Source organism: Syntrophaceticus schinkii (assembly GCF_000946815.1).
Classification (GTDB): domain Bacteria; phylum Bacillota; class DSM-12270; order Thermacetogeniales; family Thermacetogeniaceae; genus Syntrophaceticus; species Syntrophaceticus schinkii.
The window spans coordinates 1-20,833 of the sequence record NZ_CDRZ01000157.1; the positions used below are offsets into that span (position 1 = coordinate 1).

Here is a 20,833-nt window from a genome sequence, read left to right on the forward strand (position 1 = left end):
GTTGATAATTTCCTGTCATTGACAACATCCGGAATCGAAGGGGAGGACAGTTAAGTCCGGGTCAGTGATCGCCAGGAGCGGCACCATAATCACCCCGGGACTGATCGCCATTCTTACTGCCTTCGGCCTTCGGGAAATCAGGGTGATTCGGCGTCCTAAAGTGGCAATACTAAGTCTGGGAAAAGAAGTTATCCCCTATGATCAGGACCTTACCCCCGGCCAAATGTGGGACAGTAACGGCCCACACCTGTCTTCACTGGTAACCATTCAGGGCGGTCTGCCATCAGTTGTGGTTTCGCAGTCCTCTCCTGAAAAAATACTTCACTCCCAGCTACAGCAGGCTGATATGGTGGTTACCATCGGGGGAACAGCTGACGGGCAGCGAACGACCAGGACGACGGAGTCTCCGTGGACAGCACCTGTGCAGAGCCGGTTTTTCTCGGCTATCAAGTAAAGCCGGGCAGTCACGCCTGTGCCGGGGTCAGTGATGGCAAGCCGGTGATCATGCTTTCCGGAAACCCCATGGCCTGTTTTGTGGGCTACTGCCTCTTGGTCTCCCCAGCACTGCGCGCCTTACAGGGGCTAAACCCGGAAATAAGACGCTTCCCTGCTGTGGCCACCAGCCCCTTCCCTAAGCCAGGTGGACCCAGACGCTTCCTGCTGGGCTACGCCCTTTGCGGCGAAGAAGGCTGGAGGGTTGCAGTGCTCCCTGCTCAAAGACCCAGCATGCGGCAATCTCTTGCCGACTGTAACTGTTTAATAGATCTGCCGCCAGGACACCCACCTGTACAGCCAGGGGCTGAAGTGTTTATCATTCCCATCCAGGGACTGGTCTAAGGTGACGCGGGGACGGTTCTTCTGTCACCCAAGGGGATGTAAAAAAACCGCCGGGAAAACAAGCGGTTACTGAGTTTAAATATTGTTTAGTACCTGCAAGAGACGCGTGCACTGCGTGCACTGGGGACAGTCCCCAGTGCATCCTGAGGTGATGATGAGACGCCAGTGAAACATGAGACGCGAAAAAAAGCGTCCTCGCGTCTTAAGAGAGGTGACAGCAGTCACGGTAGGGTGGACTTTCACCACCTACCTACTGCCGGCTTTGACCGGCGCTTTCGAACCGTCCCCCTGTCACCTCACAAAAAACCTGGGATTACCCTCCCAGGTTCTTGCACGAAACAATCTTTGTAATAACCGTTTTTACTTCATCCCTGCTGCTTCTGCGGCCTTGAGACGGGCGAGTGATCTCTTCAAAGCCATTTCTGCCCGCAGGTAGTCGAGTTCCTGGGCCTTCTGTTGTATACGCCGTGCTGCCCGTTCCCTGGCTTTTTTTGCTCTATCTACATCGATTCTCTCCCCGAGCTCAGCGGTATCTGGAAGAATACGCAGCATATTGCCCTTCATCTCAAAAATACCCATACTACAGGCAATATAATGATGGCTTCCCTCTTTCAAATACTTGATTATACCAATATCCAGGGCACCGATAAAAGGGGCATGGTTGCGCAGAATGCCAAGCAGACCGTCTGTGGAGGGGAGGCTCACACCCTCTACTTCCTCATCGACCACAACCCGCTCCGGGGTAATAATCTCTAAATTAAAGGTGTTCCACTTACCCTTTGCCTGTTTTGCCACTTAACTGACAGCCTCCATTTCCCTGCCCCGAGCCACAACTTCATCTATTGTACTGGCATAGACAAAGCACTGCTCTGAAATACCATCATGCCGTCCATTCAGGATCTCCTTGAAGCCCCTTACCGTCTCCTTGACAGGAACATATGTCCCCGGCCTTCCCGTAAAAGCCTCAGCCACAAAGAAGGGCTGCGACAGGAATCGCTGAATCTTGCGCGCCCGGGCCACAGTTTGTTTATCTTCCTCAGAGAGTTCATCCATACCCAAAATAGCGATAATATCCTGCAGGTCCTTGTAACGCTGGAGAACCTCCTGAACACCCTGGGCTACCTGGTAGTGTTCATCCCCGACAATATGTGGGTCAAGGATACGAGATGTGGAATCCAGGGGATCCACTGCCGGGTAGAGGCCCAATTCAGCAATCTGGCGGGACAGAACTACAGTACCATCCAGGTGGGCGAAGGTTGTAGCAGGTGCGGGGTCAGTCAGGTCATCTGCCGGGACGTAAACAGCCTGCACAGAGGTGATCGATCCTTTTTTCGTAGAGGTAATACGCTCCTGCAACAAACCCATATCTGTAGCCAATGTGGGCTGGTAACCTACAGCAGAAGGCATTCGCCCTAAAAGTGCAGACACTTCTGAGCCAGCCTGGGTAAAGCGGAAAATATTATCAATAAAGACCAGCACATCCTGGCCTTCTGCATCACGAAAGTATTCTGCAGCTGTAAGGCCGGAAAGCCCCACCCTGAGTCGTGCGCCTGGCGGCTCGTTCATCTGCCCGAAAACCATGGCACACTTCTCAAGAACACCTGATTCAGACATCTCCAGATAGAGGTCATTCCCCTCCCTGGTTCGCTCGCCAACACCGCAGAAAACCGAGAAGCCGCCGTGCTCATAGGCAATATTGCGGATCAATTCCTGGATGATTACTGTTTTGCCTACACCTGCACCACCAAACAGACCAATCTTGCCGCCCCTGGCAAAGGGAGCAAGGAGATCGATAACCTTAATCCCAGTCTCTAAAATCTCCCGGGCCGGGCGCTGCTCCACAATGGGGGGGGATGGACGATGAATGGGATAATAGTCTTCTGCTTCAACATCACCCTTGCCATCGATAGGCTCCCCTAAAACATTAAACAGCCTGCCCAGTGTTCCTCTTCCCACAGGCATCTTGATCGGGGATTTGGTATCTAATGCTCGCATCCCACGCCTGATTCCATCTGTAGAGGACATGGCCACACACCGCACGGTATTGTTGCCCAGGTGCTGCATGGCCTCAAGTATAACTTGCAAGTCCTGTGGCAGTGTTGCCTTGATCTCTTCCTCCTGGTCATCGCTGCTAATTACCATGGCATCATAGAGGTCCGGAAGCCGGCCAGGATGAAATTCAATATCCACGACAGGACCAATTACCTGGACAACTGTGCCATAACTTCGCTCTTCCAACTCTTTTACCTCCTTCATCCTTTTAAGGCATCCGCTCCACCGACGATTTCAGCGATCTCCTTAGTAATCGCTGCCTGGCGCAGCTTGTTGCTCAGGAGGGTCAGCTGATCGATCATCTCACCCGCGTTCTCTGTAGCATTGCTCATAGCAATCATGCGAGCCGCGTGTTCACTTGTTTTGGCTTCCAGTAGAGCGCGGAAAATCTCAGCCTCAATAAAGCGAGGCAAGAGCATTTCCAAAACACCCTGTGGACTGGGTTCAATGATATAATCGGGAATTGTGTCTTCAAACATCTCGTCCTCCTCTTTGATTTGAGGAGCGGTGAGAGGTAGAAGCTTGAAAACCACAGGTTGCTGCCTCCCAGTAGAAATAAACTCTGTATAGACAAGATTTACCTCATCAACAATATTTCCTTCATATAGATCCACCAAGGTACGGGCAATGCCCTGTGCCTGTGACACAATGGGTTCATCCCCAATAGCCAGAAACTCTGCAACAAGATTATAGTCCCGGCGCCGGAAGTAATCACGTCCCCTCCTGCCGATGACAATCAATGTCGCTTCTTCTTCCTGGGCCATCTCCGCTTCCGCTCTGCGGATAACATGAGAATTAAAGGCACCACAAAGACCGCGGTCCGAGGTAAAAACTGCGTAACCTACATTATGCCGCTTCCTGGAAAGAAAGAGGGGATGGGTGATCTCACTAAATGTACCGGCAAGCCTTTTGATTAACTCATCGATCTTCTGAGAGTAAGGACGTGCCGCCTCCACCCTTTCCTGAGCACGTCGCAGGCGTGCTGCAGCCACCATCTCCATTGCCTTGGTAATCTGTTCGGTGTTTTTGATGCTCCTGATACGCCTTTTGATGTCTCTTGTGTGTTCTGCCACAGACTGTCACCACCTTTGCGAGTTAGGCAGTTCTCCGGATGGAAAAGGCGGTGCCAAATTCATCTGTGAATCCCTTGATCACCTTGTTCATCCGTTCCATCAGTTCATCAGATAGGGCTTTCTTTTCCCGAATCTCCTCCAGGATCTCTGCGTGTTCACTCTTCATAAAGCGCAAGAATTCTTTTTCAAACTCCAAAACTGATTCTACAGGCAGGCTATCCAGAAAACCGTTAACACCGGCATAAAGAACAACCACCTGGTCCTCAACAGCCATCGGGACATACTGCCCCTGCTTTAGGATCTCTGTCATCCTTTCGCCCCTGGTTAGTCTTGCCAATGTGGCTTTATCCAAATCAGATCCGAACTGGGCAAATGCTGCCAGTTCACGGTACTGGGCAAGATCAAGGCGCAGCCTTCCTGCAACCTGGCGCATGGCCTTGATCTGCGCTGAACCACCTACACGGGACACAGAGATACCCACATTGATCGCCGGCCTCACTCCTGCATAAAACAGGTCCGGCTCCAGGTAAATCTGGCCGTCGGTAATAGAAATCACATTTGTCGGGATATACGCTGATACGTCTCCGGCCTGGGTTTCAATGATCGGTAAGGCGGTCAGCGAACCTCCTCCCATCTCATCACTTAGTTTTGCTGCCCGCTCCAGCAGGCGCGAGTGGAGGTAAAAAACATCTCCAGGGAATGCCTCTCTTCCGGGCGGCCTCCTTAATAGAAGGGAAAGCTCCCGGTAAGAAACAGCATGTTTGGACAGGTCATCATAACAAACCAGGACATCCCTGTGATCATTGTACATGAACTCCTCACCGATGGCACACCCCGCATAGGGTGCCAGGTAGAGAAGGGGTGCGGGGTCGCTGGCAGTTGCCGCCACAACGATGGTGTAATCCATCGCTCCGGTTTCTCGGAATTTTTCTACAACTGCAGCAACACTGGACGCCTTCTGGCCAATGGCCACATAGATGCAGATCACATCCTGTCCCTTCTGGTTGATGATGGTGTCCAAAACCAGGGCGGTTTTACCGGTCTGGCGGTCACCGATGATCAATTCCCGCTGGCCGCGCCCAATAGGGATCATGGAGTCAACAGCCTTCAAACCTGTCTGCAATGGCTCCTGTACCGGTTGGCGTGCGATTACCCCTGGTGCCAGGAACTCAACAGGACGATATTTAGTTGTTTCAATTGGTCCCTTTCCGTCAAGGGGTTGCCCTAAGGCGTTGACCACCCTGCCCACCATGGCCTCACCTACAGGCACCTCCACGATCCTGCCTGTACTCTTGACAGTGTCCCCTTCTTTGATGTGAGCATAAGGACCAAGGAGCACAACCCCTATGTTGTCCTCCTCCAGGTTTAAAACCATACCATAGATCTCCCCGGGGAATTCCAGCAGTTCACCTGCCATTGCCCTTTCCAGGCCATATACGCGAGCGATGCCATCCCCCACCTGTATAACTGTACCCACATCCGCTACATCTATTTCTACCTTGTAGCGCTCGATCTGGGTCTTAATGAGAGAACTAATCTCTTCAGCACGAATGCCCATCTATATTTCCACCTCAAGCTTTCCTAACGATCTCGACGATCTTTCCATTATGCGAGATCCTATCATCTCCAATTGTTTAATTATACTCCCATCATAAACACGGTCACCTATTTGTACCACCAGTCCCCCAATCAATTCTGGTTGAACATCCACACGAAGTTCAATATTCTTTCCTGTGGCTTTTTCTAAAACCTCTTGCAGTCTCACCTCAAACTGATATTCCAGAGGATAAGCGGTTTTCACAACTGCAACAACAATGTTCTTGTGTTTTCTGAGAAAGTCATGGTAGGATTCCCGAATAGCGCCAAAGCTCCGTTCGCGGTGCTTGTCTATAAGAATTTCCATAAAGCCGAAAACCACAGAAGATATAGAAGCCCCTATAACACCCCTCACGATCTCCTTTTTTACCCGGGTAGGAACACGCCGGTACTCCAGTATCTCCTTTAGATCAGGCTCCTGTTCGAGAAGTGCAGCAACCCTATCCAGGTCTTGAGCCGCTTCCTCTAAAATATTCATCTCACAGGCAACATCAAACAACCCTTTGGCATAACGGCGTGCAACCGCTTCTTTGATCAATGAATTTCCCCTACCTCACTCAGAAAATCATCAACTATTCTCTTGTTATCTTCTGTATCGATATTGCGAATCAGTATCCTTTCCGCAGCCATAACAGCCAAAGTACTTACCTCCTGGCGAAGGCCATGTAAGGCCTGCTCCTTTTCCCGCTGAATCTCCTGGCGCGCCCTTTCCAACAAGACCGCTGACTCATTCCGCGTTTGAGCAAGAATAGCTGCCCGCTGTTCCTCTCCGGCTTTGGCTGCTCTGTCGATAATTTCCTGGGCCTCTTCCCTGGCGCCGGCAATCTGCTCCTTGTATTCCCGAAGAAGCTTATCGGCTTCATCGCGGCCACGCTCAGCCTCGGAAATATTATCGGCAATCTCTTTACTCCTGTTGTCGAGAAAACTCATCACAGGATTAAAAGCAAATTTGTAAAGCAAGGCAAGAATCACCAAAAAGTTGATAATCGCCCATATAGCTGTTGTCAGATTTAATGTCACTTGCTAGTCCCTCCCACAACCGGGTCAAGATATACCCGGGGGCGTACACGCAGGCGTGATGCGTCCCTGGGCATTAGTAATTCCAGTGATCCCGGTTCGTGATTACAAGCTACTGCCATAAATCGTCATGCTCCCCCCTGAGGCAAGCACAAACCTCACCTTTGGCTCCTATTAACAGGGAGAGCTTACATTTTGAAAAGCAGCATAAAAGCTATCAGAAGGCCGTAAATAGTCAACGATTCCATAAAAGCCAGGGCAAGAATCATTGTTGTCCGTAGTTCACCGGCCACTTCCGGCTGGCGAGCTATCCCCTCCATCGCTTTTGCTGCTGCGGTACCCTGACCAAGAGCGGGACCAATGGTAGCAATACCCATCACCAGTGCTACAGCCAGTGCAATGATTGCGGATGTCATATCCATTTATGTGTCTCCCTCCTTTCTGCATCTTAACTGCTATTAGATAATAATCCTAATGAGAATCTGCAGTCGCAGATGAAATATAAACAGCCGTCAGCGATGTAAACACCAAAGCCTGGATAAAACCAAAAAGAATACCCAGCACCTGCATAATGGCTGGAACAAAATAAGGAAATATGAGTAACAATACGGAAACAACCATTTCCTCACCGAAAACATTTCCAAAAAGTCGCAGAGACAACGAAATCGGCCTGACAAGCTCCTCGATCAAATTCAATGGAAACATGATAAAAAAGGGCTGGAAGAAGTGCTTAACATAACCAAAACCCTTCGCGCGGACACCCGCAATCTGGGTGATAACAAAAACAGTGATGGCCAGACCGGCAGTTACACTCAGTGTGCTGGTGGGTGGTTTGAAACCCTCCACATGCCCTGCAAAAGGCAATATACCAGACCAGTTGGAAATCAGAATAAAGAGGAATAGGGTGGCTAAAAGGGGAAAGTAGCGGCGTGCCTGTTCTCGCCCCATGATCCCACTGAAAAAGTTGAGCAGCGACTCTACTATAAATTCGATCAGACATTGAAAGCGGCCAGGCACCTTATCCAGTTTCCGTGTAGCCACGACAAAAACCAAAAACAGGAATAACATAATTGCCCACATGGTCGTTACATGGCCTGTTACATCCAGACCGAAAATCGTAAACAGAACTTTGGCTTCTTCCATAAAAATAACCCCTTTCTGCGCCTCCTGCAAGAACCCTGTACCTGAATCTGTTCCTCATTATGAAGAATCCTTCTTCGAAGGTTTTTTCTTCTTCCAGGGGTGTTTCTTGCTTTCCCGGTACTCCATTACCATAGAAACATTTTTCATGACGACCAGCCCCAAGCCCGTTCCGGCAATCGCCCACATGTCACTGGCAAAATAGAAAGCCAAAAACAGAGCAAAGACATTTATAAAATATCGAGTAATGTAACAGTTGATTATAGCAGTGGTCGCCTCATCCGGTGGTCGCTTTTCATTCTTTTTGATCGTCCATTGCAGATAGCAATAGTTACCAATGCTAACCGCTGTCCCAAAGAGGAAACCGATGAGCAAGAATCTCCAGAGCACTTCTTCTCATCACCCCTTATTCCCTCCATTTCCCTCATCTTCATCCAGGATTTTGTTGATCATGCTAAATACAGCGCGGAATCCGGCTGCAATTCCAAAAAGAGAGAAAATTATTGTCATCACATAACCGGTTTTATGAAACAACCACCGGTCCAGATAGTACCCCATATAATAACCTATGAAAACTGAGGCAGCAAGAGTGATGCCTATGTTTGTCATCAGCCCCAGCACATGCCATACGGTCGGAGAATCCTTTTTTTTGCCCAACTGCTCTCCACCAAACATTCTTGAGGAAAAATAAGAGTTAATAATACCTTATTCTCTCTCATTGATGAAATTCCTGCCGCAACAAAATTTTTTTTAGGGGGACGGGGGTCGTGTCATCTTCCCACTTCCCACTTCCCACTTCCCACTTCCCACTTCCCACTTCCCATTTCACCTGTAGTCCTGGAAACGGTCAGCCCAAGGATTCTCACCCTATAAGGGCGTTACCCAGGAGTCATTATTGTTCAGGAGAAAAGTCAGCAGGTGCCGGTCCCAGGCCGAAATAACAGCAAACAGCCTGAATAATGCGGCTGGCCGCCATCCCGTCCCCGTAAGGATTAACAGCATTTGCCATCTCCTGATAGGCGCCCTCATCATTGAGGAGACGGTTGACCTCATCCTCCACCTTGCGACAATCGGTACCAATTAACCGTGCGGTACCAAAGGCAGCCGCCTCCGGTCTTTCCGTCACCTCACGCAGAACAAGCACAGGTTTCCCCAAGGCCGGGGCCTCCTCCTGGATCCCACCGGAATCTGTGAGAACCATATAGGTCCTCTTCATCACATTGATAAAGGGAAGATAATCCAGTGGTTCTGTCAGGTAAACCCGCTCAACCCCATGTAAAACACTCTTCACCTCACTGCGCACTGCCGGATTTTTATGCACCGGGAATATAATCGCAACATCCGGATGTTTAAACAGCACCTCCCGCAGAGCCATATAGACATCCTGCAGTGGAGCACCCAGGTTTTCCCGCCTGTGAGTTGTCAGCAGGATGACCCTCTTGTTATCACGGAAAGCCCGTGAAATTTCGGGATCCAGATAAAAGGGTTGTTCCAGGGCCTGGTAAAGGGCATCGATCACCGGGTTGCCGGTTACGAAGATATTCCCTGGATTAATCCCCTCTTTCAGCAGGGCATCCCGGGACCTATCTGTGGGGGCAAAGTGAATATCAGCCAAACGGGTTGTGAGAACCCTGTTCATCTCCTCAGGGAAGGGAGCATATTTTTGATAAGTCCGCAAACCCGCCTCAATATGTCCCACAGGTATCTGGCAGTAAAAGGCGGCCAGTGCCCCGGTAAAGGTGGTTGTGGTATCCCCCTGCACCAATATCAGATCCGGGCGCTCCACTTCCAGTATACCCTTCAATCCTTTGAGTACAGACACAGTCACATCGAAGAGGTCCTGCCCCGGACGCATGACCTCCAGGTCATAATCGGGTTTGATATTAAAGGTGTCTACTACCTGGTCGAGCATCTCCCGGTGCTGGGCGGTGACGACTACCCTGCTCTCCACATCCGGGCGGGATTCCAGCTCTCGGATTACCGGAGCCATTTTAATGGCTTCAGGGCGTGTTCCAAAAATACTTAAGATTTTTATTTTATTTCCTTCTTCTGTCATTTTTTACTCCATAATAGGTATTTTTTCTCAATCAATACGGCGCTCTAGATGCACGGTGACAGTCACCTGGTGTGTCACCTGGCGTTAGTCACCTGGCGTCATATTTTACTCCACACGCAGGTATTCTTTCTCAATCAATTTTTGGATATGCCGCTCCAGAGCTAGCCCAATATCTGCCCCGTATTCCTCTTCCAGCACAAACATCAACGAAACCGCGGTCTGGGCTACATCCAACAGTTCACGCAAGATCAGCTCCATCACCTGCTGTTCTGTCATGTTCGTCCGCTCACCGCTCATCCCCCGGAACTTGCCGATGGCCTGGGCTAATTCCCCGGTTTCCTCCATCAGCTTGAAGGCTGTGGATTCCAGAGTGGGTTTAAGATTATTCAAGCGCGGCAGGGTGATGTCCTTCGTCTTCATTTTCTCCATTTTTATCATCCTCTCCCATACAGATCAGCTTGACCCCGGCTTCCTGAAAGATGTCCGCTGCCAGCTGGTCAGGGTAATTTCCTTGAAAGTAAACCTCTTTGATACCCGCATTACAGATCATCTTGGCACATAGAACACAGGGTTGGTGGGTAATGTAGAATACCCCTCCTGCGATGGAGACCCCGTGCAGAGCTGCCTGAATAATGGCATTCTGTTCTGCATGCAGGCCGCGGCATAGTTCATGGCGCTCACCGGGAGGAATATCCAGGCGCTCCCTCAAACACCCCACCATACTGCAGTGGGGAATCCCTGCCGGGGCACCATTATAACCTGTACAGAGGATGCGGCGCTCCTTGACAATCAATGCCCCCACCTGTCGCCTGAGACAGGTGGAGCGCTTCGCCACAACCCGGGTAATTTCCATGAAGTATTGATGCCATCCAGGCCTTGTCAAATCTCCAACCCCCAAAATTTAGTCGTTGGTCGTTGGTGGTTTGTGGTTAGTACCTTAAATTCCGCAAAGAACAGATACCGCTAGAATGCATTTGTGACTGTTCCCCTCGCTGCCTATAACGCTGTCTTACCGGAATCGGACCTGCTATATGCACCGGGGACTGTCCCCATTGCACGCGTTACTTATAGATCGGGAAATCGGCACAAGTCTTATCAACGATCCGGCGTGCTTCCTCAAGTTTTCCTTGATCACCCGGGTGAGACAGGATGAGGTTGATGGCTGTCCCTATCTGTTCCATTTCCTTCTCCTTCATTCCCCTGGTTGTCACCGCCGGGGTGCCGATTCTGATACCGCTGGTCACCAGTGAGGTTTGAGGGTCACCAGGCACCATGTTTTTGTTTACAGTTATACCCGCATCATCCAACATTAATTCAGCATCCTGCCCAGTAACATTTTTACTGCGCAGGTCAACAAGCAGCAGGTGGTTGTCGGTTCCCCCGGAAACCAGATTAAACCCAAAGCTCTTTAAAACCTCTCCCAGGGCAGCTGCATTCTTGACTACCTGTTGCTGGTAGCTTCGGAATTCTTTAGTTCCCGCTTCCTTGAGGCATACCGCTTTGGCAGCAATAACATGCATCAAAGGGCCTCCCTGGGTCCCTGGGAATACCGCGCTGTCGATTTTTCTGGCAAACTGCTCCTGACACAAAATGAGCCCCCCACGGGGTCCGCGCAGCGTCTTGTGGGTCGTTGTGGTCACAAAATTAGCATGGGGAACAGGATTGGGGTGAATTTTAGCTGCCACCAAACCTGCTATATGAGCCATATCCACCATTAAGCAGGCTTCACACTCCCGGGCGATTTCGGCAAACACCTCAAAATCGATTACCCGTGGGTAAGCACTTGCCCCGGCAATGATCATCCTGGGGCGCACCTCAAGAGCCTGCTTTCTGATCTGATCATAATCCAAAAAACCATCTGAGTTGACCCCGTAAGCAAAACCCTCGAAATACTTTCCGGATAAATTAGCGGAAAACCCATGTGTAAGATGCCCACCATGTGCTAAACCCATCCCCAAAATGCGGTCCCCTGGTTTTAAAACGGAAAAGTAAACAGCCGTATTGGCCTGGGTGCCTGAATGCGGCTGCACATTGACATGTTCGGCCCCAAAAATTTCTTTGGCACGATTGATAGCCAAATCTTCTGCCACATCAACATACTCACAGCCGCCATAATAACGCCTGCCGGGATATCCTTCCGCGTACTTGTTCGTCAACACACTCCCCTGTGCCGCCATAACCGCCTGGCTGGTGAAGTTTTCTGAAGCGATCAACTCCAGCTTTTCCCGCTGCCGCTTTTCTTCACCCCGGATGGCCGCAGCCAACTCCGGATCAGCAGGCACAAGATATTTTTCAATAAGATCCATACTGCAAACCCCCTCGTTATTCCCGTTCTTTCAAACATTTGCCATGACAGTATCTCGCTTCGATGTCCTTGATCTTGGCGAGCCTTTTTTCATGGCGCCCCCCTTGGAATGAAGATCGCAGCCAGGTCTCAACAATCTCACAGGCAAGGCCTGCCCCGGTAACCCTCTCACCAAGTGTTAAAACATTGGCATCATTATGCTCCCGTGCAGCACGCGCTGTGAAGATATCATGACAGAGAGCCGCCCTGATTCCGGGCACCTTGTTGGCAGCCATCACCATCCCGATCCCTGTACCGCAGACCAAAATCCCGTATCTGTTTTCCCCCCTCGCAACCGACTCCGCAACCACAAGAGCGATATCCGGGTAGTCCACAGATTCACGGGTTTCCACTCCATAGTCTTTAAACTGGACACCCTTATCCTGAAAATACTCCTTGATCTCCTTCTTCAGACAGCAGCCAGCATGGTCACTGCCAATAGCAATAGGAATCATTTCGACCACTTCTACAACAACTCCTTTTTTCGCGGGGTCAGGCTTGAGTAATTTACTTACGCTTCCCGCGGGGTCAGTCCTGAATTATTCCCCTTGATTGCATACAAGCCCTGCATAAACATCGATACCTAACCTGACATCAAAAGCCGCCTCATACCCGTGTCCCCCCCTAAAATCTTTCTTCAACGACTAACAACTAATTACCAACCCGAAAAACGGAAGCCGGAAGTCAGAAGTCTGAAAGATACGGGAACTACCTTAGATTAGCGGGCGATTCTTGTAACACACCCTTTTTGACGACAAGATAATCTTTCCATTTTTTTGTCCCAACCACTGTCGACCAATAACTGCCACTAATCTGCACCAGGGACCGTCCCCCTTATACGCCATCCATCCCACAGAGGTGGTTCCCCTGCCTGGAATGTTAGCGTGATTCCTTTCAGACACCAGGTCAATCTTTTTTCCAACGACAAACGACCAATCACTAACCACTATAATCACAAAGAATCGGGCCCCTCTATATCTGTACCTGCAGAGCTGCCCGTATCGCCTAATCTTTCTAACGACCAACGACCAACGACTATTCTGCAATCCGCTTGATTGCTTGTTCAATAGCCTGTGCGAGCTCCCCCGCACACTGCCGGTAAACACTTTCAGGCTGGCCGAAAGGATCAGTGATATCATGAGAACCCTCTTCTATATCAGGAGATGGACCTTGCGCAAATTCCTTTAAAACAAAGATCTTTTCCGCGGTCTCCGGGAAAAGATCCGCCAAATGCTCCTTCTGGGCAGCGGTCATGGTTAATACCAGGTCCGCATCATGCAGCATCTCTTCTGTCAGCTGTTTTGCTTTGTGCTCAGAGACATCAACCCCTTCCCCGGAAAGGACAGAGCACGCACCAATACTGGCCGGAGCTCCTGGGAAAGCCGCCAGACCAGCTGAAGCAACCTCGAGCTTTCCTGCCGGATTTAAGCGGTCGATAATTTTGGAGGCCAGGGCTTCAGCCATCAGACTGCGGCAAGTATTCCCTGTACAAACAAATAACAGCCTCACTTCTCTTCCCCCTTTTAGAAAAACATCTTTATCCCGATGCCCGTCAGCACCAGCCCACCCACAATTTCAGCCCACTTGCCGGCCTGGTAGCTCAGCCACCTACCTAACAAGAGGCCTATAGCGGTCATCAATGCAGCAACCACTCCCAAAATTATAACAAATGAAATAAATCCACTGGAAGTAACACCGCCAATAATTGTTCCCAGCCCAACACCCACCCCGAAAGCGTCCACACTGACACTCCAGCCCAGGACCAAAATACCACCCCAGGAAAAGACATTGCCTGGTTTCTCCAGGGCTTTTCTCGCTGTCCGAAAGCTGTACACTTCACGCCTCCAAGGCCGGCCCTCCCAGATCATTTTGAACCCCAGAATAACCAAAATTACGCCGCCAATCCAGGTAGCCACTCTTCCTGCCATAACACCGAGCACACTCCCCACCAGAAGGCCTGCCAGGGGCATGAATATATGAAAGATACCGACGGTAAATGAAGTGCGCAGCACAGCACGCCGCGATGGGCCGCCCATCCCCAATCCCAATGCCAGGGAAAAGGCATCCGCCCCCAGGGCAACAGCTATAAAAAAATATGTCAACAGCTTGTCCAATTGAAAAAGACCCTCTCTCTGCTCTCAGATCTGATGCTGCTCAGCGGCACGACATAAGCGGTTCATAACAGCTAGACCCATTCCTGTAGGTGCAACTGTTTCCACCAAAACCATCTCGGCACCGGCTTGATCACACTCCCGAAAGGCGCTGAACAGGCGGCTGGCGATCTCCTCGGGACTTGTACGGGAACCTAAAGCAGTCAGGTAAACAGGTGAAACACTAAAGCTTTCATAAATGGGAAAGTGTTCACTGGTAGCCAAAACACCAATCTTTCGCCCCCTGTTCGCCGCTAAAAAATTCTTCACCTTGGTCACCTGCTCCCCAGGGCTGCCGGTCACCATAATCACCTGCGCCCGCGGAGCATATTGCTTATTATTGACCCCCTGGCATCGACTTTCCTCTTCCCCGGAAGCCTTGTCCGGATGCAAAACACTATTCGCAACAGCAATCTCTTCCTTCAAGGCTTCTTCAATCTCTTCCTTCGTCACTCCTCCAGGCCTCAAGAGAAGCGGGCGCTCTCCTGCTAAACTAATAATAGTAGACTCCATACCCACCTCTGTCGGCCCCCCGTCCAGGATCAGGTCGATCTTCCCCTCCAGATCCGCCAGGACATGCTGTGCACCGGTAGGACTCGGGCACCCGGAAATATTAGCACTGGGAGCGGCAAGGGGCACACCACTGGCTTTGATCAACTCCAGGGCAATCCTGTTGCTAGGATAGCGCAGACCAATATTGGGCAGCCCCGCAGTGACCAGATCCGGTATTCCCTCAGAACGCGGTAGAATCAGTGTCAGGGGCCCCGGAAGAAACTTTTTCGCCAACAGTTCAGCTGTCGGCGGCCAGGAGGAGACGAGTTTTCGGGCCTGGTCAAGAGAAGCTACATGCAGTGTCAAAGGATTCCCCCGCGGCCTACCCTTGACCTGGAAAATCTTCAGTACAGCATCCATGTTGAGGCCGTCAGCCCCCAGGCCATAAACGGTTTCTGTAGGAAAGGCCACAAGGCCACCCTTTTTAATTACCTCTGCCCCTTGTGCAATCAAATAAGATTCCGGACAGCTGGGATTTACCCTTAAATAGCGTGTTTCCGACATTTTATTTGCCACATCACCATATTTAGTATTCCTAACGCCAACAAAATAATAATCCTTACAATACACTGAATCAACTTATAGTTGCTTTAATGTACAATCTGATAAATAATATATTGATGGTATTATATCATCAAAAAAAATATAAACTAATTATTGTTCTACAAGGAGGCGCTGCCATTTGTTAGTCGGTCTGCTCATCGTCCTATTGCTTGTTTTAACACTTCCCTTTTTTGTCAAGCCTATTGAGCGTAATTTAGAACCCTTCCTCTTTATTATGGGACTTGCAGCAACAATTATCTCTGGAGTTCTTACAAAGGGCCTAGTTCTTCACATCCTAACCAAACCCATGATGTACGCCATCACAGGAGCGGTTCTTATCTTTGGGTTGTTGTTCGCCCGTTTTCAAAATGAGATCCACAAATGGATCGAAAAGCTGCTGGAACAAATCCCTCTCCAGCTTTTTATCTTTCTGGTTGTGGTTGTTCTAGGGCTTATCTCCAGCATGATCACCGCCATCATCGCTGCACTTGTTTTAGCAGAGGTGATCAATGCCCTGCCCTTAAAAAGGAAGGCTAAAATCAACACAACCATCATCGGCTGTTTTGCCATCGGCCTGGGTGCTGCCCTGACACCTATCGGTGAGCCGCTCTCCACAATTGTCATCTCCAAATTAGATGAACAATTCTTTTACCTCTTGAAGCTGCTGGGTGTCTTCATCATCCCAGGGGTCATTGTCATGGGCGTGCTGGGTATCCTCAGTGCGGGCCCCTCCGGTGTAGCTATACCATCTTATCAATGGTGGCAACCTATCACACGGGGCATGAGGCATCGGGCCGAATTAGATGGGGAATCGGTTGACCTGGAGGATGAAACCATTTCCGGAGTAGTGCTCAGGGCAGCCAAAATCTTCCTGTTCATTATGGCTCTAGAGCTTTTAGGTTCCGGCTTCAAACCGATGATCGATGCCTATATCATCAATCTGGATGCACGCATCCTCTACTGGATCAATATGATCTCCGCAGTGCTGGACAACGCCACCCTGGCTGCCGCAGAGATCAGCCCGTCCATGAGTGGTTTGCAGATCGAAGCAATCCTGATGGGACTGCTCATCGCTGGAGGCATGCTCATCCCGGGCAATATTCCCAATATCATCTCCGCCGGGAAACTAAAAATAACCAGCTCCGAATGGGCGAAGCTTGGTGTGCCCCTGGGGCTGAGCCTGATGGTGATCTACTTTGTAATACTTTTTGTCATCCTCTAAACCGGGACCAGGCTTGCTTTGTGAGACGCGGGAGACGCGGGGACGGTTCTCGCGTCTCACATAAGTAAATTACTCAAGCCTGACCCCTTTTTGCTGTAACAATTCGCTCCTTGCCGGCATAGTCCTTGATGATTTCTGTCTCTGTCCAGCCCTCTTTTGTGAGGAGCTCTGCCAGCAGTTCTGCCTGCCCGATACCCACTTCACAGGCCAGGAGGCCTTTGGGTACTAAAAAGGCTGCTGCCTGGGGAATCAGCCTTCTGTAATGGTCAAGGCCGTCCTCTCCTCCATCCAGGGCATTGAGGGGTTCGTACTGTACATCTAAAGGCAGGCTCTGCAGATCAGCGGTGGGAATATAGGGAAGATTAGCAACAACAGCAGTTCCGATCCCTTCAACTCCCTGCGGCAGTTTTTTCACCGCCGGCGTTCGTCTGCGTGAGGCGCGTGTTCCAATCCCTTGGACATCCTCCAGTAGCTGATCCTCCCGAGGAAAATCAAGCCCGGCCTCCTTTGTTCTGGCTTGAACACCCAGCCAAAGTTCCCCCACTTCCCCTGGCAACCGGCCATCTAATGCAAAATCAAGCCCGACTTCCTTTGTTCCAGCCCCTTCGATCCACTTCGGAAGACGATCACCTGATGGGTGACAAGAGGGGTGACAAGAGAACCGTCCCCGCGTCACCTGTTGGAGCAGTGGGATAAGCAGGTCCCCCTGCAGGAATTTAACCCTATCTGTGACACCATGTCGCCTGGCATTCCTCTTTGCCACCTGGAGTGCACCGGGAGAGATATCAGTTGCCACAAGACGTGCCTGGGCATTGTAATAAGCCAGGCTGACTGCAACTGCCCCGGAACCTGTGCCTACATCAGCAACAAGGGGTGTTTGCACAACGCCCCCTGCAGACAGTGGGGCGGTTCTTTTGCCGCTCGGGGTTGTTACGGAGTTTTTTCCCGGTTCCTCCCCCGCAGACAGTGAGGCGGTTCTTTTGCCCGCATAACTGTTCGCCGGTGTTGGGCAGCAGGCAGCAGGAAAGTATGGTGGCCGTTCCGTTTCTGGCTCCGGCTCCGGTACCCGCCCTCCCCCGCGGCCGGGGTTCACAACCTCAATTTTGGTTTCGCGCTCCGGCTCCGGTGCCGGCTTCTCCCCTGGGAAGTCTGCCAGATACTCCAAAACCCTTTCTACAAGCAGCTCCGTTTCCGGGCGGGGGATCAGCACATCGGGGTTAACATAAAACCCCAGGGACATGAACTCCTTTTCCCCGGTAAGGTAAGCAACCGGCACACCCCTGCTGCGCTGACAGAGGATGTCATGAAATCTATCCTCCACCTCCCTGGGTACCTCATCATCAGAAAAAATAAGGAGATGCGTGCGCTCCCGCCCCCAGGCAAAGGCCAACAACACCTCTGCTTCCAGGTGGGGAGCCGCAATCCCCTTCTCTTTCAGTAATCTGGTTCCTTTAAATATCAGCTCACTACACTTCATCTTACTCAGCTGTATTCTCCTGTTCAGGCAGTTGTTCCTTCAGCTGTTCAGCACGGTGTGCTGTAACCAGGGCTGTGATCACCTCATCCAGTTCACCCTCCAGGATATTCGGCAAACGATAGAGCGTCAACCCGATGCGGTGGTCTGTGAGCCTCCCCTGTGGGAAGTTGTACGTCCTGATGCGCTCACTGCGATCACCGCTGCCTACCAGTAACCTGCGCATATCCGATCTTTCCCCATGCTGCTCCTGCTCAGCGCGATCCAAGAGGCGGGCACGCAGGACGCGCATGGCCTTATCCTTATTCTTGTGTTGAGATTTTTCATCCTGGCAGGAGACTACGATCCCGGTAGGGATGTGGGTAATCCTCACTGCAGACTGAGTGGTATTCACTGACTGACCACCGGGACCACTGGAACAGAAAATATCGATACGCAGGTCCTGGGGGTTAATCTCCACATCAACCTCTTCTGCCTCCGGCAGGACCGCCACAGTGGCGGCACTGGTATGGATGCGACCCCCGGACTCGGTAACCGGGATGCGCTGCACCCGGTGAGCACCGCTCTCAAACTTCAACTTACTGAAGACATAATTCCCATTCACCTGGAAGATGATCTCTTTATAACCACCCATATCGGTGGGGTGTGAATCCAAGACCTCCACCTTCCACCCCTGCCGCTCAGCATAGTAAGAATACATCCTGAAAAGGTCGCTGGCAAAGAGGGCGGCCTCATCCCCCCCTGTTCCTGCCCGAATCTCCACAATGACATTCTTCTTATCTCTGGGGTCCCTGGGCAATAAGAGGAACTTCAATTTCTCCTCCAGCTGCCCCTTCTTTTCCTCCAGCTCTGACAGATCTGTCTCGGCGAGCCCTAACAACTCCTCCTCCAGATCCTCATCAAACAATGATCTTGTATCCTCCATCTCCTTGCAGATGTCCTTAAACTCCCGAAAGGTTGAAACGATCTCGGATAACTCACCATGTTTCTTGGCATATTTGCGATACTCGTCTATATCTGCAAGCACCGCCGGGTCACTGAGCTGCTGCTCAAGCTCCACATAGCGGGACTCCAAAATTTCAAGCTTTTCCAACATACTTCATCAACCCCCTTTCCTCCAATATGAATAAATCAATCTCCGGAGGCCGCAGCATCACCTGTCGGGGGAATCAAAACACGTTTTAGCGCGGCGATGGCCACCTCTATCTGGGCGGAATCCGGTTCTCCGGTGGTCAGGTTCTGTACCCAAAGCCCCGGGGCGATGAGAATTCGCATCTGCTTTCTATAGCGTCTGGACAACCGAATAAACTCGTACCCAAGGCCAGCGATCACAGGCAGCAAGAGAATGCGCGACCCGAACTTCCACAACCATGAACCATTTCCTAAAAAAGCGAAAACAAGAATGCTGATCAGGATCACTACCAACAAAAAAGATGTCCCACAGCTTGGATGCAGACGGGAACGCTGTGCTACCTCTTCCACCGTCAGGTCTGCTCCATCCTCGTAGGTGTTGATCGCCTTATGTTCTGCCCCGTGATACTGGAAAACCCGCCTGATATCCTCAAATGCTCGGATTCCCAGCACATAGGCCAGGAAGATCCCTAAACGAGAGACCCCCTCGATCAGGTTCTGCACCCAAATGTTCTCCACCCACAGAGTCATATGCCCCAACCAGGTGGGAATAATAATAAAAAGAACTATGGAGAGCAAAAAGGCAACAGCCATTGTCAGCCCCATCTCCCAGGAGCTTAAACTCTCCCTTCCTCTTCATCAGATACCAGGGAAGCAGAAAGGTTCAGGGTTTTTATCCCGATAACCATTGACTCAAAGAGCACAATAGTGCCGCGGACAAATGGCCACTTCAAAATAGAAAAAGAATCCGACCAGGGTGTATATTTCTCCTGGTGGATTACAATTTCATCCCCTACCCGGACCGCAGTGGCTATTTCTTGGGGACCGCGCATCATCACACCCTCGATGACCGCCTGCCCCCCATACTGAAATGAAGTTTGAGCGTTTTTTTGAGGCAATACACACCCCTCCCCCTGTATACCATCCACAAAAGGGGAATACGCTATCCTTCCTTTTTAGCTCCCCCGTATTTCTTACGGAATCTTTCTACTCGCCCACCCTTTTCAGAAAGCCTTGTTCTGGCCCCTGTATAAAAAGGATGGCATTTAGAACAAACCTCCACTCTCATGCTGGGCACAGTGGACCCTACCTCAAAGCGGGCTCCACAGGCGCAAGAAATGGCGGCCTTTGCATGATACTCCGGGTGAATACCCTTTCTCATGATCTCACCTCCATCAGATCTATTAACGCTGAATATTATAGCACAGGGGAAAGTTATCTGGCAAACGGAATTAGTGGTTAGCAGTACTGACGCATCAAAATGTTTAAAAATCTTGCGAGTACAAAAACTGGCGTTTTTATCACCGATTCCGAAGTTTTTTTGAAAAATATCCGTTCTACATGTGGTGGCACATCCTTTTCAAGCTATTTTGCTCCTTTTAACCTACTATAGCACCTTCAAATGGGCATACGGGTAGTGTACACCGTATTGAAACCGCTATGTTGAATAGAATTGCTAAGCTGCCGTTGGCCTTATTTTCCAATCATCATCCTGAACCAATCGCAGTTGGCCTGGGGATTTCATTAACTTGCGAATTCGCTTTGTATATCTTAAGGAATTTGTAAAATTCATGTTTTTACGAAACTTTTCAAATTGAGTCTCCGTAAACCCAACTTTTTTAGCATGTTCGGTTAAGGCAATCCGA

At 50.5% G+C, this 20,833-nt stretch carries 27 protein-coding genes; 3 read left to right on the plus strand and 24 right to left on the minus strand.

All coding sequences use genetic code 11. The features are described from left to right. Positions 1 to 64 precede the first annotated feature (64 nt). Together SSCH_RS06640 and SSCH_RS06645 are read left to right on the plus strand one after the other, a co-directional pair. Positions 65 to 454, plus strand: a complete 390-nt coding sequence (locus SSCH_RS06640) for a molybdopterin-binding domain-containing protein (protein ID WP_044664785.1) — start codon at positions 65 to 67, stop codon at positions 452 to 454. Further along, the gene (locus SSCH_RS06645; protein ID WP_044664786.1) at positions 409 to 837 is read left to right on the plus strand and encodes a molybdopterin-binding domain-containing protein; all 429 of its coding nucleotides are present in this window, start codon (positions 409 to 411) and stop codon (positions 835 to 837) included. The genes SSCH_RS06640 and SSCH_RS06645 overlap by 46 nt, the downstream gene beginning before the upstream one ends. A 360-nt stretch (positions 838 to 1,197) precedes the next feature. Here SSCH_RS06645 and SSCH_RS06650 read toward each other — a convergent pair whose 3' ends face one another. From SSCH_RS06650 to SSCH_RS06740, 18 genes are all read right to left on the minus strand, one after another. Further along, positions 1,198 to 1,632, minus strand: coding sequence for a F0F1 ATP synthase subunit epsilon (locus tag SSCH_RS06650; protein ID WP_044664787.1), 435 nt, complete (start codon positions 1,630 to 1,632; stop codon positions 1,198 to 1,200). Next, on the minus strand, positions 1,633 to 3,075 hold the full coding sequence (gene atpD, locus SSCH_RS06655) for a F0F1 ATP synthase subunit beta (RefSeq protein ID WP_408645707.1): 1,443 nt from the start codon (positions 3,073 to 3,075) through the stop codon (positions 1,633 to 1,635). 14 nt (positions 3,076 to 3,089) lie between these two features. Then, a complete protein-coding gene (gene atpG, locus SSCH_RS06660) occupies positions 3,090 to 3,962 on the minus strand; it encodes an ATP synthase F1 subunit gamma (RefSeq protein WP_044664789.1) in 873 nt (290 codons plus the stop codon). Between the two features lie 22 nt (positions 3,963 to 3,984). Then, positions 3,985 to 5,520 (minus strand): F0F1 ATP synthase subunit alpha, encoded by a 1,536-nt coding sequence (gene atpA, locus SSCH_RS06665; RefSeq protein ID WP_044664790.1) that lies wholly within the window; start codon positions 5,518 to 5,520, stop codon positions 3,985 to 3,987. Next, on the minus strand, positions 5,521 to 6,096 hold the full coding sequence (gene atpH, locus SSCH_RS06670; RefSeq protein WP_044664791.1) for an ATP synthase F1 subunit delta: 576 nt from the start codon (positions 6,094 to 6,096) through the stop codon (positions 5,521 to 5,523). After that, on the minus strand, positions 6,093 to 6,578 hold the full coding sequence (atpF, locus tag SSCH_RS06675; RefSeq protein WP_044664792.1) for a F0F1 ATP synthase subunit B: 486 nt from the start codon (positions 6,576 to 6,578) through the stop codon (positions 6,093 to 6,095). Before atpF ends, atpH begins: the two co-directional genes overlap by 4 nt. Before the next feature lie 185 nt (positions 6,579 to 6,763). After that, on the minus strand, positions 6,764 to 6,997 hold the full coding sequence (atpE, locus tag SSCH_RS06680) for an ATP synthase F0 subunit C (RefSeq protein WP_044664793.1): 234 nt from the start codon (positions 6,995 to 6,997) through the stop codon (positions 6,764 to 6,766). Positions 6,998 to 7,046: 49 nt separating this feature from the next. Further along, positions 7,047 to 7,718 (minus strand): F0F1 ATP synthase subunit A, encoded by a 672-nt coding sequence (atpB, locus tag SSCH_RS06685; protein ID WP_044664804.1) that lies wholly within the window; start codon positions 7,716 to 7,718, stop codon positions 7,047 to 7,049. Between the two features lie 57 nt (positions 7,719 to 7,775). Then, positions 7,776 to 8,105, minus strand: a complete 330-nt coding sequence (locus SSCH_RS06690) for an ATP synthase subunit I (protein WP_044664794.1) — start codon at positions 8,103 to 8,105, stop codon at positions 7,776 to 7,778. 9 nt (positions 8,106 to 8,114) lie between these two features. Continuing rightward, positions 8,115 to 8,372 (minus strand): AtpZ/AtpI family protein, encoded by a 258-nt coding sequence (locus SSCH_RS06695; RefSeq protein WP_198142224.1) that lies wholly within the window; start codon positions 8,370 to 8,372, stop codon positions 8,115 to 8,117. 235 nt (positions 8,373 to 8,607) lie between these two features. Further along, entirely contained in the window at positions 8,608 to 9,771 is a 1,164-nt protein-coding gene (gene wecB / locus SSCH_RS06700) for a non-hydrolyzing UDP-N-acetylglucosamine 2-epimerase (RefSeq protein WP_044664796.1), read from the minus strand. Between the two features lie 105 nt (positions 9,772 to 9,876). Beyond that, a complete protein-coding gene (locus SSCH_RS06705; RefSeq protein ID WP_044664805.1) occupies positions 9,877 to 10,191 on the minus strand; it encodes a MazG-like family protein in 315 nt (104 codons plus the stop codon). After that, on the minus strand, positions 10,154 to 10,624 hold the full coding sequence (locus tag SSCH_RS06710) for a deoxycytidylate deaminase (protein ID WP_044664806.1): 471 nt from the start codon (positions 10,622 to 10,624) through the stop codon (positions 10,154 to 10,156). Before SSCH_RS06710 ends, SSCH_RS06705 begins: the two co-directional genes overlap by 38 nt. A 208-nt stretch (positions 10,625 to 10,832) precedes the next feature. Then, positions 10,833 to 12,077, minus strand: coding sequence for a serine hydroxymethyltransferase (locus tag SSCH_RS06715; RefSeq protein WP_044664797.1), 1,245 nt, complete (start codon positions 12,075 to 12,077; stop codon positions 10,833 to 10,835). Between the two features lie 16 nt (positions 12,078 to 12,093). Then, on the minus strand, positions 12,094 to 12,570 hold the full coding sequence (gene rpiB, locus SSCH_RS06720; protein ID WP_232294266.1) for a ribose 5-phosphate isomerase B: 477 nt from the start codon (positions 12,568 to 12,570) through the stop codon (positions 12,094 to 12,096). Positions 12,571 to 13,150: 580 nt separating this feature from the next. Beyond that, positions 13,151 to 13,624 carry a low molecular weight protein arginine phosphatase gene (locus tag SSCH_RS06730; protein ID WP_084710988.1) on the minus strand — a complete coding sequence of 158 codons (474 nt, stop codon included), beginning with the start codon at positions 13,622 to 13,624 and terminating at the stop codon, positions 13,151 to 13,153. 14 nt (positions 13,625 to 13,638) lie between these two features. Next, positions 13,639 to 14,229: a manganese efflux pump MntP gene (locus SSCH_RS06735; protein WP_044664799.1), complete on the minus strand. Its 591-nt coding sequence runs from the start codon at positions 14,227 to 14,229 to the stop codon at positions 13,639 to 13,641. A 24-nt stretch (positions 14,230 to 14,253) separates the two neighbouring features. Beyond that, positions 14,254 to 15,321, minus strand: coding sequence for an L-threonylcarbamoyladenylate synthase (locus tag SSCH_RS06740; protein WP_044664800.1), 1,068 nt, complete (start codon positions 15,319 to 15,321; stop codon positions 14,254 to 14,256). Positions 15,322 to 15,499: 178 nt separating this feature from the next. Between SSCH_RS06740 and SSCH_RS06745 the strand changes: the two genes are divergently transcribed. Continuing rightward, positions 15,500 to 16,582, plus strand: coding sequence for a DUF1646 family protein (locus SSCH_RS06745; protein ID WP_044664801.1), 1,083 nt, complete (start codon positions 15,500 to 15,502; stop codon positions 16,580 to 16,582). A 73-nt stretch (positions 16,583 to 16,655) separates the two neighbouring features. Here SSCH_RS06745 and SSCH_RS16435 read toward each other — a convergent pair whose 3' ends face one another. The 6 genes from SSCH_RS16435 to SSCH_RS20110 all read right to left on the minus strand — a co-directional run. Then, the gene (locus SSCH_RS16435; RefSeq protein ID WP_052835409.1) at positions 16,656 to 18,059 is read right to left on the minus strand and encodes a N5-glutamine methyltransferase family protein; all 1,404 of its coding nucleotides are present in this window, start codon (positions 18,057 to 18,059) and stop codon (positions 16,656 to 16,658) included. A gap of 1 nt (position 18,060) precedes the next feature. Then, positions 18,061 to 19,152, minus strand: a complete 1,092-nt coding sequence (prfA, locus tag SSCH_RS06765; RefSeq protein WP_044664802.1) for a peptide chain release factor 1 — start codon at positions 19,150 to 19,152, stop codon at positions 18,061 to 18,063. 35 nt (positions 19,153 to 19,187) lie between these two features. After that, a complete protein-coding gene (locus SSCH_RS06770) occupies positions 19,188 to 19,781 on the minus strand; it encodes a DUF1385 domain-containing protein (protein WP_269746133.1) in 594 nt (197 codons plus the stop codon). A gap of 23 nt (positions 19,782 to 19,804) precedes the next feature. Then, the gene (locus SSCH_RS20865; protein ID WP_198142226.1) at positions 19,805 to 20,086 is read right to left on the minus strand and encodes a DUF1385 domain-containing protein; all 282 of its coding nucleotides are present in this window, start codon (positions 20,084 to 20,086) and stop codon (positions 19,805 to 19,807) included. 44 nt (positions 20,087 to 20,130) lie between these two features. After that, a complete protein-coding gene (gene rpmE, locus SSCH_RS06775; RefSeq protein WP_044664803.1) occupies positions 20,131 to 20,349 on the minus strand; it encodes a 50S ribosomal protein L31 in 219 nt (72 codons plus the stop codon). A gap of 294 nt (positions 20,350 to 20,643) precedes the next feature. Then, positions 20,644 to 20,833, minus strand: a 190-nt coding sequence (locus tag SSCH_RS20110) for a hypothetical protein (RefSeq protein WP_232294265.1), incomplete at its 5' end; no start/stop codon positions are given.

Coding starts and splice junctions, on each gene's coding strand:
- SSCH_RS06715 (WP_044664797.1), bottom strand. CDS start 12,077: ATGGATCTTATTGAAAAATATCTTGTGCCTGCTGATCCGGAGTTGGCT.
- SSCH_RS06740 (WP_044664800.1), bottom strand. CDS start 15,321: ATGTCGGAAACACGCTATTTAAGGGTAAATCCCAGCTGTCCGGAATCT.
- SSCH_RS06710 (WP_044664806.1), bottom strand. CDS start 10,624: ATGGAAATTACCCGGGTTGTGGCGAAGCGCTCCACCTGTCTCAGGCGA.
- SSCH_RS16435 (WP_052835409.1), bottom strand. CDS start 18,059: ATGAAGTGTAGTGAGCTGATATTTAAAGGAACCAGATTACTGAAAGAG.
- prfA (WP_044664802.1), bottom strand. CDS start 19,152: ATGTTGGAAAAGCTTGAAATTTTGGAGTCCCGCTATGTGGAGCTTGAG.
- rpiB (WP_232294266.1), bottom strand. CDS start 12,570: ATGATTCCTATTGCTATTGGCAGTGACCATGCTGGCTGCTGTCTGAAG.
- atpA (WP_044664790.1), bottom strand. CDS start 5,520: ATGGGCATTCGTGCTGAAGAGATTAGTTCTCTCATTAAGACCCAGATC.
- atpE (WP_044664793.1), bottom strand. CDS start 6,997: ATGGATATGACATCCGCAATCATTGCACTGGCTGTAGCACTGGTGATG.
- wecB (WP_044664796.1), bottom strand. CDS start 9,771: ATGACAGAAGAAGGAAATAAAATAAAAATCTTAAGTATTTTTGGAACA.
- SSCH_RS06770 (WP_269746133.1), bottom strand. CDS start 19,781: ATGGCTGTTGCCTTTTTGCTCTCCATAGTTCTTTTTATTATTATTCCC.
- SSCH_RS06705 (WP_044664805.1), bottom strand. CDS start 10,191: ATGAAGACGAAGGACATCACCCTGCCGCGCTTGAATAATCTTAAACCC.
- atpB (WP_044664804.1), bottom strand. CDS start 7,718: ATGGAAGAAGCCAAAGTTCTGTTTACGATTTTCGGTCTGGATGTAACA.
- rpmE (WP_044664803.1), bottom strand. CDS start 20,349: ATGAGAAAGGGTATTCACCCGGAGTATCATGCAAAGGCCGCCATTTCT.